This is a genomic window from Flavobacteriales bacterium (genome assembly GCA_016715895.1).
Classification (GTDB): Bacteria; Bacteroidota; Bacteroidia; order Flavobacteriales_F; family PHOS-HE28; genus PHOS-HE28.
The window spans coordinates 1,660,553-1,675,110 of record JADJXH010000003.1 but is presented as its reverse complement, the minus strand read 5'-3'; the positions used below and the strand labels follow the sequence as shown (position 1 = coordinate 1,675,110).

Annotated in this window: 10 protein-coding genes; 2 read left to right on the top strand and 8 right to left on the bottom strand. The window is 65.7% G+C overall.

The annotated features are described in order from the left end of the window. Nucleotides 1-49: 49 nt before the first annotated feature. The 3 genes from IPM49_07345 to IPM49_07335 are packed head-to-tail and all read right to left on the bottom strand — an operon-like array spanning nt 50 to nt 4,767. Nucleotides 50-1,534, bottom strand: a complete 1,485-nt coding sequence (locus tag IPM49_07345) for a peptide MFS transporter (protein MBK9274339.1) — start codon at nt 1,532-1,534, stop codon at nt 50-52. A 4-nt stretch (nt 1,535-1,538) separates the two neighbouring features. Further along, entirely contained in the window at nt 1,539-3,185 is a 1,647-nt protein-coding gene (locus IPM49_07340; GenBank protein ID MBK9274338.1) for a peptide MFS transporter, read from the bottom strand. 10 nt (nt 3,186-3,195) lie between these two features. Continuing rightward, nucleotides 3,196-4,767: a peptide MFS transporter gene (locus IPM49_07335; GenBank protein MBK9274337.1), complete on the bottom strand. Its 1,572-nt coding sequence runs from the start codon at nt 4,765-4,767 to the stop codon at nt 3,196-3,198. A 1,050-nt stretch (nt 4,768-5,817) separates the two neighbouring features. On the opposite strand from IPM49_07335, the gene IPM49_07330 reads away from it, so the two are divergent. Further along, nucleotides 5,818-6,486 carry a hypothetical protein gene (locus tag IPM49_07330; GenBank protein MBK9274336.1) on the top strand — a complete coding sequence of 223 codons (669 nt, stop codon included), beginning with the start codon at nt 5,818-5,820 and terminating at the stop codon, nt 6,484-6,486. A 312-nt stretch (nt 6,487-6,798) separates the two neighbouring features. On the opposite strand, the gene IPM49_07325 is transcribed toward IPM49_07330, so the two are convergent. Together IPM49_07325 and IPM49_07320 are read right to left on the bottom strand one after the other, a co-directional pair. Further along, complete coding sequence (locus tag IPM49_07325) at nt 6,799-8,181, bottom strand: hypothetical protein (GenBank protein ID MBK9274335.1); 1,383 nt, start codon at nt 8,179-8,181, stop codon at nt 6,799-6,801. 1,115 nt (nt 8,182-9,296) lie between these two features. Beyond that, a complete protein-coding gene (locus IPM49_07320) occupies nt 9,297-11,516 on the bottom strand; it encodes a S9 family peptidase (GenBank protein MBK9274334.1) in 2,220 nt (739 codons plus the stop codon). Between the two features lie 101 nt (nt 11,517-11,617). Here IPM49_07320 and IPM49_07315 point away from each other — a divergent pair, with 101 nt between their 5' ends. Beyond that, nucleotides 11,618-12,193 carry a hypothetical protein gene (locus tag IPM49_07315; GenBank protein MBK9274333.1) on the top strand — a complete coding sequence of 192 codons (576 nt, stop codon included), beginning with the start codon at nt 11,618-11,620 and terminating at the stop codon, nt 12,191-12,193. A 6-nt stretch (nt 12,194-12,199) separates the two neighbouring features. On the opposite strand, the gene IPM49_07310 is transcribed toward IPM49_07315, so the two are convergent. The 3 genes from IPM49_07310 to mnmD are packed head-to-tail and all read right to left on the bottom strand — an operon-like array spanning nt 12,200 to nt 14,538. Further along, nucleotides 12,200-13,345: a hypothetical protein gene (locus IPM49_07310; GenBank protein MBK9274332.1), complete on the bottom strand. Its 1,146-nt coding sequence runs from the start codon at nt 13,343-13,345 to the stop codon at nt 12,200-12,202. A gap of 35 nt (nt 13,346-13,380) precedes the next feature. After that, the gene (locus IPM49_07305) at nt 13,381-13,848 is read right to left on the bottom strand and encodes an NUDIX domain-containing protein (protein ID MBK9274331.1); all 468 of its coding nucleotides are present in this window, start codon (nt 13,846-13,848) and stop codon (nt 13,381-13,383) included. A 3-nt stretch (nt 13,849-13,851) separates the two neighbouring features. Then, nucleotides 13,852-14,538 carry a tRNA (5-methylaminomethyl-2-thiouridine)(34)-methyltransferase MnmD gene (gene mnmD, locus IPM49_07300; protein ID MBK9274330.1) on the bottom strand — a complete coding sequence of 229 codons (687 nt, stop codon included), beginning with the start codon at nt 14,536-14,538 and terminating at the stop codon, nt 13,852-13,854. Nucleotides 14,539-14,558 lie beyond the last annotated feature (20 nt).

Here is a 14,558-nt window from a genome sequence, read left to right as displayed (position 1 = left end):
GAGCGTGTGCGGTTCAGCAAGCGAAGATCATGCCGGATCGGGTCACGGGTCAATGGACGCCCCGCATCAGGCGGCGCACCACGGGGCTGATGGCGATGAGCACCACCCCGGCCACCAGCGCGTAGAGGCCCAGCTGCAGGTAGCCGTCGGTGTAGCTCTGGAGCTTGGCCATGTTGGTGGCCTCCTCGCCCACCACGCTCATGCCCGCGCCCAGCAGGCCCGCCACGTACTGGCCGTAGGCGCTGGCCAGGAACCACATGCCCATCATCAGCCCCTGCACGCTCTGCGGCGACAGCTTGGTCATCAGCGACAGGCCGATCGGGCTCAGGCACAGCTCCCCGAAGGTGATCACGAAGTAGCCCAGGGTGAAGAGGTCGAGCGAGGTCACCCCGTCCGCATCGGCGAAGAAGATGGTGGCGTAGAACACGTAGAAGGCCAGCGCCAGCAGCAGGAAGCCCAGGCCGAACTTCACCACGCTGTTGGGCTCCAGCTTCCGCTTGGCCAGCCACACCCACAGGATGCCCAGCGGGGCCGCGAAGGCGATCACGAAGAGCGAGTTGGAGCTGTTGTTCACCACGTTGGGGTCCATGGGGATGCCCAGCAGGCTGTGCTTCAGGTTGTTCAGCGCGAACAGGCTGAGGCTGCCGCCGCTCTGCTCGAAGAAGGCCCAGAACAGCACCGAGAACAGGATGAAGACCAGCGCCGCCAGCAGCCGCTTGTTCTCCGCCGCGCTGAACTTCCGCATCTCCCAGCCCAGGTACACCAGCGTGGCCGGACCGATGAGGTACATGAACAGGTCGGTGTACGCCGTGTTGGTCACCAGCAGCAGGATGAAGGGGATGGCCACCAGCGAGCCGATGTAGGTGGCGATCTCGTAGATCTTGCGGCGGTTCACCGGCATGTCCGGGTGCAGCGGGCTCAGGCCGATGGGCCCCAGGCTGCGCTGGGTGTACAGGAAGTTGATGAGGCTGATGGTCATCACCACGCCCACCAGCGCGAAGGCCCAGCTCCAGCTGTGGTACTTGCCCACGTACACCATCAGGATGCCGCCCAGCAGCGCGCCCAGGTTGATGCCCGCGTAGAAGAGGCTGAATCCCGCATCGCGGCGGCTGTCGTCGACGTGGTACAGCTGCCCCACCATGGTGCTGATGTTGGGCTTGAAGAAGCCCGTGCCGATGATGCTGAAGCAGATGCCGATGTAGAAGAGCTCGGTGGGCGACACGGCGACCACCAGCCCGCCCACGATCATCAGCAGCGCGCCCCACAGCAGCGACTTGCGGAAGCCCAGGACCTTGTCGGCGAACACCCCGCCGATGAAGGTGAAGGCGTACACGAAGGCCTGGATGGCGCCGTACTGCAGGTTGGCCGTGCGGTCGTCCAGCATCAGCTGGCTCACCATGAACACCGTGAGCATGCCGCGCATGCCGTAGAAGCAGAAGCGCTCCCACATCTCGGTGAAGAAGAGCGCCCACAGCTGCCGGGGGTACTTGCCCTCGAAGGTGCGGATCTGGTCGAGCGTCAGGTTCTGCGACATGGGTTCAGTGTTCGGCGATGGTCTTGTTCAGCCAGCGGAGCATGAGGAAGAGGGCCACGGCGGCGGCGCCCAGCAGGGCGAAGTTCACCAGGAAGAAGCTGCTCTTGTGCGCGTAGCCGTCCCACAACGTGGCCAGGATGCCGCTGAGCTTGTTGCCGATGCTGGTGCTGAGGAACCAGCCGCCCATCATCAGCGCGGTGAGGCGCTTGGGGCTCACCTTGCTCACCAGGCTCAGGCCCATGGGGCTCAGGAAGAGCTCGCCGATGGTGACCACGCCGTAGCAGGCCACCAGCCACCAGGCGCTGGCCTTCATTTCGCCGTTGTTGCACACGTACACGGCGGCCACCATCACCAGCGTGCTCAGCGCGCTCACCGCCAGGCCCCAGGCGATCTTGGTGGCGGTGTTGGGCTCGCGCCCGCGCCGCTTCAGCCCCGCGAAGAAGGCCACCACCACCGGCGTCAGCAGGATCACCCACAGGGGGTTGACGCTCTGGAACAGCTCGGTGTTGTACAGGTACACCGTGTCGCCCTCGGCCGGCCGCAGTTCGGGCTGCAGGTTCTTGAAGTACACCGGCAGTCCCCATTCCTTCACCTCCCGGCCGTCCACCTTCACCACCTTGAAGCTGTTGTCGTAGGCGGTCACCGAGTCGTCCGCGTACACCACCTGCTCGGCCAGGTAGAGCGACTCGGCGGCGGGCTGCACGGCGGCGGGGATCTCGCGGTCGGTGTAGAACTGCGCCCAGGTGGTGAGGGCCGTGCCGTTCTGCTTGAACACCGCCCAGAACATGATGCTGACGGCGAAAATGGCCAGCAGGGCCGCCAGCGGCGCCTTGTCCGCCACGCTCGCCCGGATCCACAGGCCCACGTAGAAGATGATCACCGGGATGGTGGCGAAGATGAAGGCGTCCGTGCTGTCGCTGCCGAACACGTTGCCGGGGATGGTCCACGCGCCGATGCCCACGATGATGGCCGGCAGGAACACCGTGGCGAACACGCGCGAGAGCGGCATGTCCTCCTTCTGCGCGGGCTTCTTCACGTCGGCGTGGCGGTAGTGCTTCAGCCCGATGGCGAACACGATGAGGCCGATGAACATGCCCACGCCCGCCGTGGCGAAGGCCTCGCCCCAGCCGTAGCGGTTGCGCATGTAGGCGGCGAAGAGGTTGCAGATGCTCGCCCCCACGTTGATGCCCATGTAGAAGATGTTGTAGCCGCTGTCCTTGCGCGCCCGGTAGGCGTCGTCGTTGTACAGGTTGCCCAGCAGGGTGCTGATGTTGGGCTTGAAGAAGCCGTTGCCCAGGATGATCAGCGCCAGCGAGGTGTAGAAGGCCGTCATCCCCGGCAGGGCCAGCCCGATGTAACCGAGCCCCATCAGCGTGCCGCCCAGGAAGATGCTGCGCGTGTAGCCCAGCACCCGGTCGGCGAGGAGGCCGCCCAGGAAGGGCGTCAGGAACACGAAGGCGATGAAGGTCCCGTAGATGTCGGCCGCGTCCTTGCGGTCCATCGCCATCCCTCCCGTGCTCAGCGGATCGGTGAGGTACAGCTGGAAGATGCCGATCATCAGGTAGTACCCGAACCGCTCCCACATCTCGGTGAGGAACAGGAAGGGCAGGCCGCTGGGGTGCTTGCGGCCGGTGACGGCGACGGTGCTCATGCGTGCAGGCTCAGTTGATGCCGTGCATCCACTTCTTCATCGCGGGCGTCAGCACCAGCAGCACGGCGGCGCAGCCCAGCACGATGTATACGCCCCACTGCAGGTACACGTCCATGAAGCCGGTAAGCTCGGCGATGGGGTCGGCCCCGTCGGTGGCGCTGCTGGCGATCAGCTGCCCCAGCTTGCCCGCCACCTTGTGCGCGAAGGCGATGCTGAGGAACCAGCTGCCCATCACGAAGCCCACCACCTTCTGGGGGCTGAGCTTGGTGACCACGCTGAGGCCCACCGGGCTCAGGAACAGCTCGCCCGTGGTGTGCAGCAGGTACATGCCGATCAGGAAGCCCATGGGGATGGCCGTGGCGCCCGCCCCGTTGGCGATGCCCACTTTCACACCCCACACGATGATGCCGTAGCCGATGGCCATCTGGATGAGGCCGTAGAAGAACTTCATCGGCGTGCGCGGCTCCAGCTTGTTCTTGGCCAGCCACACCCACAGCCAGTTGAACACCGGCGCCAGCAGCATGATGAAGAGCGCGTTCACCGACTGGAACTGCGAGGCCTCGATGCCGGCCCTGTTCACGTACCGGTCCGTGAGGATGTTGATGGAGCCGCCGGCCTGTTCGAACAGCACCCAGAAGATCATGTGGAAGAAGAAGAGGATGAGGAACACGAAGAGCCGCTGGCCCTCCGCCCGGTCCTCCGCCGTGAAGGCCGTGTACAGCAGGTAGCCCAGGCAGGCGAAGCCGGCGCCGAAGAGCAGCCAGTCGGTGATGCCTTCGCTGTTGATCAGGAAGCTGAAGATCGGGATGATGATCAAGCTGCCGATGATGGTCATCGGAAAGGCCTTGATGCCCATGAAGCGCCAGGCCTCACCGGACTCGGGCGCGTGGCCCTTGCCTTCCAGGTGCTTGAAGTTGAGGAAGAAGACCACCATGCCCAGCAGCATGCCCAGCCCGGCGCTGAAGAAGCCGTAGTGCCAGCCCACGCGCTGCCCCAGGTAGCCGCAGGTGAGCGGCGCCAGGAAGGCCCCGATGTTGATGCCCATGTAGAACAGCGTGTAGGCGCCGTCCTTGCGCGTGTCGTTGCGGTCGTAGAAGGTGCCCAGGAAGCTGCTGATGTTCGGCTTGAACAGGCCGTTGCCCACCGTCAGCGCCGCCAGGCCCAGGAAGAAGATGCTCTCGCTGTGCAGCGATCCCGTGGAGCCGGACGACAGCGCCAGGATGAACTGGCCCAGCGCCATGAAGGCCCCGCCCGTCAGGATGGCCTTGCGGAAGCCGATGGCCCGGTCGGCCAGCATGCCGCCGATCACCGGCGCGGCGTACAGCAGCGCGTTGTAGGCGCCATAGATGCCGTAGGCCCGCGCGTCGGCCTCACCGGCGGCCATCTTGTCGAAGAGCTCCTTGGTGAGGTACAGCACCAGCAGCGCCCGCATGCCGTAGAAGCTGAAGCGCTCCCACAGCTCGGCGAAGAAGAGCACGAAGAGCGCCTTCGGGTGGATCTTCCGCTGGCTGTACAGCGTGGCGGGTACCCAGATGAGCACAAAGGCCCAGCCGATCACGAGGCTCCAAAGCGCGAAGTCCATGCAGGGGGTGGTTTAAGGGGTGAAGAGCGGGCGGTAAGGTAGAAAAGGAGGCGGAAGAGGGCAGGGGCCATGCCTTCGCCGAAGGCTTCGGCAGGCGAAGCAGGAGCGGCTGGAGGCTGGTGGCCTGTGGCCGGAAGCTGGAGGCTGGTGGCCGGAGGCTTGAGGCTTCGGGCTTGCGGCGAGCGCCAGCGAGCATCCGTGTCCATCGGTGTCCATCAGTGGTTCAGATCATTCAGCTGGAGGCCTGTGGCCGGAAGCCCGTGGCCGGCGGCTTGAGGCTTCGGGCTTGAGGCGAGCGCCCGCGAGCATCCGTGTCCATCGGTGTCCATCAGTGGTTCCGATCATTGAGCTGGTGGCCCGTGGCCGGAAGCTGGAGGCTGGTGGCCGAAGGCTTGAGGCTTCGGGCTTGAGGCGAGCGCCAACGAGCATCCGTGTCCATCGGTGTCCATCAGTGGTTCAGGATCATTCAGCTGGAGGCCTGTGGCCGGAAGCCCGTGGCCGGCGGCTTGAGGCTTCGGGCTTGAGGCGAGCGCCAGCGAGCATCCGTGTCCATCGGTGTCCATCAGTGGTTCCGATCATTGAGCTGGTGGCCCGTGGCCGGAAGCTGGAGGCTGGTGGCCGAAGGCTTGAGGCTTCGGGCTTGAGGTGAGCGCCAGCGAGCATCCGTGTCCATCGGTGTCCATCAGTGGTTCCGATCATTGAGCTGGTGGCCCGTGGCCGGAAGCTGGAGGCTGGTGGCCGAAGGCTTGAGGCTTCGGGCTTGAGGTGAGCGCCAGCGAGCATCCGTGTCCATCGGTGTCCATCAGTGGTTCCGATCATTGAGCTGGTGGCCCGTGGCCGGAAGCTGGAGGCTGGTGGCCGAAGGCTTGAGGCTTCGGGCTTGAGGTGAGCGCCAGCGAGCATCCGTGTCCATCGGTGTCCATCAGTGGTTCAGATCATTCAGCTGGAGGCCTGTGGCCGGAAGGCCGTGGCCGGCGGCTTGAGGCCTTGCTCGTTGGGTCTGCGTCCCCTGCGTGCGGCCGGGAGCTCCCTTTTTTCCATCTTCGGCCTATGCCCACCGTCGCGTCCGTCCTGTTCGCCGCTGCCGTGCTGTGGTGTCTCGTCTGGTGCTACAAAGCCACGCGCAGCGTCACCTTCCTCGCCGTCGTGGTGCTGCTCGGCACTGTCCACACCGTGCTCGCCTCACGCGGTGTCTACACCAACACCACCGCTTTCCCTCCACCGCAGGTCGCGCTGCTGCTTCCCGTGCTGCTGGCCTTGGCCGTGTGCATCGCGCTTCCGGTAGGACGTCGCTGGATGCGCGGTATTCCGCTCTTCGCCCTCACCGCCATCCACGTGCTGCGCATCCCGGTGGAGCTGGTGCTGCACCAGGGCTATGAGGCCGGCCTGCTTCCCCGCGACATGACCTACAGCGGCTTCAACTTCGACATCCTCAGCGGCATCAGCGCGGTGCTCATGCTCGCCTGGCTGCGCAGCACCACGCCGCCGCCACGCGCCGTGCTCATCGGCTGGAACCTCGTCTGCCTGGTGCTGCTCGCCATCGTGGTCACCACCGCGGTGCTCAGCATCCCCAGCAGCATCCAGCGCATCAACTTCGATCGACCCAACGTGCTGGTGACCGCAGTGCCCTGGGTGCTGCTGCCCGCCGTGCTCGTGCCCGCCGTGCTCTGGGCCCATGTGGCGGCCCTGGTCAGGCTGCTTGCGCCGAAGGCGGCGTGAGGATCACGAGCCCGGCGCTGCGGGCCGAGCGATCTCCCATCCACAAACCGTCATCGCGAGGCGGGCTCTGCCGCTGAAGCGATCTCCCCGGAAGTGCTCCATCCCCTCTCAAGGGAGACTGCCACGGCGCTCCACCCGCCTGTCCATCGCAGCGCCTTGCAGTGACGAGAACTGGAATTGCTCAGCGTCCTCTGCCTCTCTGCGTGAGTTCGTATCCACCGCTGCCGTCAGGTCGCCACCCCATCTTCCTTCTTGGTTCTTCCTCCTTGTTCCTTCTTCCTTCTTCCTTCCTGGTCCCGTCTTCGCGCAGGGCTACGGCGGAGACACCACCATCCTCCCCCCGCTCACCCACCGCCCATCCACCACCAGGTGCACATGATAGAGCCCGGCCGGATAGCCCGACACATCCAGGGAATAGTTCTTCTCGGCGAGCGCCACCGGCACCGTTTCCACCAAGTGCCCCGCGGCACTCACCATGGACAACTGGCAACTGCCGACCAGTCCCTCCGGCAGTTCCCACGCCAGCCGCGCCACGCCGCTCGCCGGGTTCGGCGCCACCGTCAGCGCACCGCGCCAGGTGGTCACCTGGCTCTCCAGGCCCGTGATCAGGTGGCAGCCCGGCTCCAGGCAACCCAGGCTGTCCACCTTCACCACCCACGTGTCCTGCCCGTAGATCGGCGGATCGTTCGGGTTGTTGCTGCTCGGATAGGCCGTGCCCACGGCGATGAAGCCGCCGTCCGGGGTGGGCATCACGTCGCGCAAGGTCCCTTTCCCCAGCGTCCACACGCTGTCCGCGTAATGGTAGTACCGCAACCACAGGCTGTCGCCCTGCGCCGTTGTGCGTAGCAACACACCGTTCATCGGACCGGGCAGGGAGCTCTGGCCCACCGCGATCAGGTCCCCACCGGGGCTCACCTCCTTCACGGCGAAAAGCGCATTGTTGAATTGGGCCCCGTCATACGTCTTGGTCCACAGCGTCGTCCCATCCGGATCGACCTTCACCAGCGCCAGCACTTGATCCTCGTTAGCGTTCAACGTGAAACTGGTCGCGAACACCACATTACCATCCGCTAAGCTGGTCACGTGGGCACTCGGGTAATCATTGTGGATGGTACCATAGGTCTCCTGCCACTCCTCATTGCCTGTGCTATCCACCCCAAGCAGCCATTGATCATAGTTTCCTCCACCGACATGCAATTTGCCGCCTAGGTAGTAGCCGTTCCCAGGCGCCAGGTCCACCGTCGTCAAATACTCTGTACGGTTCGGCAGCCCATAGGTCTGCACCCACTCCAGGTTCCCCAGGCTGTCCACCTTCAGCAGAAAGCCGTCCACGCTCGTACCGTTGGTGTTGGTCTCCCCTGTGATCACATACCCGCCATCGGGGGTTTGTTTTCCGCAACGGCCTATCCAGTCCTCCCCGGCAATGCCATAGCTGTACATCGTGTCCAACTGCCCCATCTCGTTGAAGAGGTACAGCACGGGCCGGTCCGTGTTCAGCGAGTCCTTGCTGCTTCCACCCACCACTACGCCACCGCCTTGGCGCTGGGCGGCAGCATTCGCCCAGCCGGGATACGTGGCATAGTCCGCCCGGAAAACGAGCGTCGTATCCTCCGCAAAGCCATCTGCATTCAGGATCAGTCCACCGACCACCGAACTGTAAACAAGGTTGCCCACCTGCACTTGGCTGCTCAGCACCACCAGCCAAGTGCTGTCAGTCAATGATTCGACAGACCAACCGGCTTCCGCCCTTGTTTGCCCTGCTGCATCATACCGGCGCTGGTACTCTTGGGCACCACTTCTTGCAGGCCCCAATAGAGCAACCGCGAAGAGCGTTCCTAGGACCAGATCTCTCTTCATCGAACAAGTTCGAACTTGGTCACCCCAACGCGGATGCCGTCCGCTTCCAGCATGGCCGTGTAGACACCCGTAGCCAAGTTACGCGTGTCCAGGTCAAGGAGTTCCACCTCGCCTTGGAATCGCTGTTGGTGGATCACCCGGCCCAAGGGATCCTGCACCAGAAGTTGCCCGTCCAGAGCAGCGCCTCGCAGTGACGGTCAGGAAATGCTCCGAACTCTACCTGACACGTCCTCGCGAAGCGGGCTCTGCCGCTGAAGCGATCTCCCCGGAAGTGCTCTATCCCCTCTCAAGGGAGACTGCCACGGCAGCTATCGCGTGAACCCCCCTCCTGCGCGTGGAACGCTCCACGCGCCGGGCAAGGAGGGGCCGGGGGAGGTTTCAACTCAGTCCAGCCGCATGCTTCAAGAACGCGGAAACCACCCCGTACCCCTCCTCGTGCGGAGCAGCGAGCGATCGCTGCTCAGGAGGGGGCTTGATCCGAGCGTGTACCCGTCCACCTCAGGGAGACTGCCACGGCGCCCCGCGCACCAGCTCGCGCAGCGCCTCGCAGTGACGGTCAGGAAATGCTCCGCACCCTTGTCATTTACGTCCTCGCGAAGCGGGCTCTGCCGCTGAAGCGATCTCCCCGGAGGTGCTCCATCCCCTTTCAAGTGAGACTGCCACGGCGCTACGCGCACCAGCTCACACAGCGCCTCGCAGTGACGGTGATCAGGAATTGCTCTGCGTCCTCTGCCCCTCTGCGTGAGTGCTTGTCCACCACCGCCGTCAGGTCGCCCCTTCTTTCAGCTTTCAGCTTTCATCTTTTCCACCCTGGCTCTTCCTCCTTGTTCCTTCTTCCTTTCCGCTCCCGCCCTTCGGAATGGCCACACGGGCACGACCTGTCCCGCCCTGCGGGATGAGCACATGGCCACATGGTCACGACCTGTCCCGCCTCAGCGGGATGGTCACATGCTCTACAGGTTCTCCAGCAGCCAGTTCGTCATCTGCTCGTACAGGAACAACCGCGTGTTCCCGCCGTAGATCCCGTGGTTCCGATCGGGGTAGGCGAACTGGTCGAAGGGTTTGTTGGCCTTGATCAGCGCCAGCGTCATCTCGGCGGCGTTCTGGAAGTGCACATTGTCATCGCCCATGCCGTGGATCAGCAGGTACTTGCCCTTGAGCTTCTCCACGTGGTTGATGGGGCTGTTGTCGTCGTAGCCCGAGGCATTGGTCTGCGGCAGGCCCATGTAGCGTTCCGTGTAGATGGTGTCGTAGTAGCGCCAGTTGGTCACCGGGGCCACGGCGATGGCGGCCTTGAACACGTCGGCGCCCTTGGTGATGCACAGGCTGCTCATGTAGCCGCCGTAGCTCCAGCCCTGGATGCCGATGCGCGTGCCGTCCACATAGGGCTGCTGCGCGAGCCATTGTGCGGCCGCGATCTGGTCCTCCGTTTCGTATTTGCCCAACTGGCCATAGGTGATGTGGCGGAAGGCCTTGCCCCGGCGGCCGGTGCCGCGCGGGTCCACGCAGGCCACCACATAGCCCTGCTGCGCCAGCAGCTGGTGCCACAGCCCGCCGCGGCCCTCCCACTGGTCCAGCACCTCGTTGCTGTTGGGGCCGCTGTACTGCGTCATGAACACGGGGTACTTCTTCGCCGCATCGAAGCCCGGCGGCTTGATCATCCAGCCGTTCAGCGTCACACCGCCCGGCGTGGTGAACTGGAAGAACTCCCGCGGCTGCAGGGCGAAGGGGGCCATCCGCTCGCGCAGGGCGGCGTTGTCCTTCAGCGTCTTCACCAGCTTGCCGTCGGCGTCCAGCAGGGTGATCACCGGCGGTTCGTTGGCCGTGCTGCGCGTGTTGATGAAGTAGCGGAAGCCCTCGCTCCATTCCGCATCGTTGTAGCCGCCCGGCGGGCTCAGCTGCACCAGCCCCTTGCCGCCCAGCCCCACGGCGTACACCTCCTGTTCGCGCGGGCTGCGCTTGCTGGCGGTGAAGAGCACCCGCTTGCGCGCGGCGTCCACGCCCTGCACGGCCAGCACGTCCCATTCGCCCTGCGTCAGCGCGCGCTGCACCTTGCCGTCCATGCTGCACCATTGGATGTGGTTCCACCCGTCCTTCTCGCTGGTGAGGATGAAGCCGCTGCCGTCCTCCAGGAAATGCAGGTCGTCCGTCACCTCCACATAGGTGGGGCTCGTCTCCCGGTAGATCTCCTTGGTGATGACGCCGATCTGCGGCGGGGGCGGGTAGGCCATCCACGCCGTGAACAGCACCTTCGTCCGCTGCAGGCGGTCCATCAGCATGTACCACAGCACGTCGTCCTTGGTGGTCCATCCGAAGCGCGGGATGTAGGTCTCGCTGAAGGTCTCGCCCATGCCCACCGCGCGGGTGACGCCGTTGCGGGTGTCGTACACGTACAGGGACACCGTGCTGTTCTGCTCGCCGGCCTTGGGGTACTTGAAGCGGTATTCGCGCGGATAGAGGCGGTTCTCGTAGTAGGTGAGGTCGAACTCCGGCACGGCCGTCTCATCGGTGCGCAGGAAGAGGAGCTGCGTGCCGGCGGGGCTCCACTGGTAGCCCTGCACCAGGGCGAATTCCTCCTCGTACACCCAGTCGGTGGCGCCGTTGATCACGCGGTTCAGCGCACCGTCGCTGGTCACACGCGTCTCGGTCATCGTGGACAGGTCCACCACGTACAGGTCGTTGTCACGCACGAAGGCGGCCTTGCTGCCGTCCGGGCTGAAGGTGGCCAGCCGCTGCTTGCCCTTCGCGGGGTCGCTCAACGGACGCAGGGTGCGCGTGCCCCGGTCCAGGATGTGGTGCTCGGCGAAATAGCTGTAGCGGTACAGCGGCTCGGTGCCCGTGCGCAGCATCACCTTCTTCTCGTCGGCGCTGAAGCTGTAGCCGTCCACGTCGATGGGCGCGCTGGCGCCGGCGGGCACCAGGTCCTGGCCCGCCACCAGGGTGGTCACCTTCTCCCCGGTGCGGTAGGCGTACTGCACGATGGCCGGCGCGCCGTTCTCCTCCTCCAGTGCCGTGTAGTGCTCGCCGTCGCGCATGCCCTCCAGGCCGCCCACGAACTCGGTGCTGAAGGTGGGCGAGGCCCAGATCTCGCGGTTGGTGAGGGGCTTCTGCGCAAGGGCAAGGAGGCCCATGCATGAAAGAAGGAGCGCGGCGGGGAGGCGGTGGTGCAGCATGGCGGTCAACAAGGGCGGGCAAGATACTTCGCCCGGTCCGCGCGCCCGTGGCAGCGTCAACCGCCGGTCACCGCAGGCGGGCGCGCTACTTTTGCGCCGCCGTGCACACCCTCGAACCCTTCTGGAACTGGCGCCACCGCTACATCAGCGAGGAGGACGAACGCTCGCCCTTCTTCGGCCGCGAGCACAGCGAGCTCGAGTTCACGCATGCCGTGTACGACCACGCCATCCATCCGCAGTGGGACGAGTTCGGCTCGGCCACGCTCTACCTCAAGGTGCTCTTCGCCGACTACGACGCGGGCTGGGCCGTGCTGGAGCTCATCGGCGAGTGGAACGACCTGCTGGGCAACGACGTCATGTTCCTGAAGCGCGACATCGTGGAACCCCTGATGGACCAGGGCATCGAACGCTTCATCCTCATCGGCGAGAACGTGCTGAACTTCCACGCCAGCGACGAGAGCTACTACGAGGAGTGGTTCGAGGAGGTGAGCGACCGCGACGGCTGGATCGCCCTGCTCAACTTCAGGGAGCATGTGCGCGACGACCTCAAGGCGGCCAACATCGACCAGTACTTCCTGCTGGGCGGCACGCTGGACCAGGTGGACTGGCGCACCTTCGAGCCCGAGGACCTCTACGAGAAGGTGAGCGCCTTCGTGCAGCGGCGCATCGGGGCCTAGGGCGGATCACCCCACGGTGAAGGGGATGCGCAGTTCGGGACGATCCCCGTCGCGCACCAGCAGCACGTACTGCCCCGCGCGCAGGCCGGGCAGCGGCAGCACGGCGGCGCCGGTGGACCGTTCCTGCAGCAGCACGCGCCCGGTGAGGTCCACGATGGTGAGCAGGGCACCCGCGGCCGGAGCCTGGCGGAAGGTGAGGGCGTCGCGCGCGGGCACCGGATGCACCAGCAGCACCGCTGCGCCCTCCGGTTCCTCCACGCTGGTGGCACAGGCCGCGCCCGGCAGCTGCCGCACCGCACAGAAGCCCACGATGCCCATCGCCGTGTTGAAGCCGGGATCGTTCGGCCACGCATGGCCCACTCCCTGGATGCGGATCAGGTTCACCGGCTGGCCCACACTGCCGTCACAGAACACCAGCTGGTCCACCGTGGGCGAGATGGGGTAGGGGAGGTAGGCGTCCTCCCCGCAGGTGGCGCTGCCGAAGGAACTGAGCGGCCAGTTCCACGTGTCCGGGTCATGGTCCGCGTCCGGGTATTCCACCACCGGATCGGGATCGCCGTGCACATGGAAGAGCGGGACCGGGGTGAAGCCGGCGCCCAAGGCCGTGTTCAGGTAGGTGTTGTCGCCCCACAGGCTGCCGGCCACCGGTGCGAAGGCCGCGATGCGGTCCGCCAGATGGAGCGCCAGCTGGTACACCATGAAGCCGCCGTTGCTGTGGCCGGTGACATAGACCCGGGTGGCATCGATGTCGTGTTCACCGCAGAACCAGTCGATGAGCTCGCTGATGAACTGCACGTCGTCCGTGGCGTTCAGGTCGCCCACGCCGCCATGGCCCGGCTGATCGTCGACGTACACGTTCCATTGCAGGTCGCCGCCGATGGTGGTGCTGTTGGGGTACACCACCGTGAGGTCGTACGCGTCCGCCGCGGCGTCCAACCCGCTCGCAGCGCGCAGGCCCGCCCCCGTGCCGCCGGTGCCGTGCAGCGCGATCAACAGCGGGCGCCCGGGGGCCACCGCCGCGCCCGGTGCGTGGTAGATGAAGCTGCGGGTGAGGCCCTGCGACACCAGGGTGCCGCTGCCATCGAAGGCGCCGGCGATGGAGGGCAGCAGCGCGAGGAGCAGGAGCGGTGCGTTCAGCGAAGGGGCGCGCATGGCGTCGGTGGGTGATGGGACGGCCCAGCGTGAAGCTACACGTTCCGCGCTTCGCTCCGGTGCACGGTGTCGAGCAGTTGGCCCAGCACCACCCGGTCGATCGGCAGGCTCACGTCCTCGATCCGCGCGCTGTCCAAGGCCAGCCAGCGGAACACCTCCTGGTCCGCGCCCTCGCCGATGCCCGCGAACGGCTCGCTGACCACGCGCAGCCCCGCCGGGTCGGTGGTGCGGAAGGTGTAGTACACGCTCACCACCTGCATGGGCGTGCTGTGGAAGGTGCTCTGCTGGAAGAAGTCGGTGGTGTAGACGTGCTCCAGGTCGAAGGCGTCCACACCGAGCTCCTCGCGGATCTCGCGCACCAGGCAGTCCTTCAGCCCCTCGCCGTACTCCAGCCCGCCACCGGGGAACTTGGTGATGCGCTGTCCGCGGATCAGCTCATCGGCCACCAGCACCTGCCCGGCGTGCACCAGCAGTCCATAGACGCGAAGGGTGAAGTGGGCCATGGTTCAGTCCGGCTTGCGGGCGCGCAGCATGTGGCGTTTGCCGGGCGGCCCGGTGGGTTTGTCCACCCGGAACCCGACGGCCTCCAGCGTGCGGCGCACCTCGCCCTTGGCGCTGTAAGTCACCAGCACGCCGCCGGGGCGCAGGGCCGTGAACAACCGGCTGAACACGGCGGCCGTCCACAGGTCCGGCTGCTTGCGTGGGGCGAACGCGTCGAAGTACACCACGTCGAAGGCCGCTTCGTCCGCGAGCGCTTCCACTCCGGTCTTCCGCCAGCTGAAGCGGAATCCCCCGAGCCCTTCGGTCAGGGTGTCGGGGGCTGCGGTGATCGCGTCGAGCCAGGCGTCGGTGAGCGTGGGCACACCGCATTGCGTGCAATGGTCCACCGCCTGCAGCAGGGGGCGGGGGAGGGGGTGCGGCTCCAGCGCCGTATAGCGCACGCGGCATTTGCCCTCCACGCATTGCAACCAGGTGAGCAGCATGTTGAGGCCCGTGCCCAGACCCACCTCCAGCACGTCCACATCGGGCCCGTCCACCGCGCGCAGGCCGTTGACGATGAACACGTGCCACGATTCCTGCAGCGCGCCATGGAGGCTGTGGTACGGCTCGTCCAGCGACGGATCGAGCAGCGTGCTGGAGCCATCCGCCGTGCGCACCACCTGCAACGGGGACCGGTCGTGGAGGTCGCTCATCCGGCGGTAAATTTGGGCAC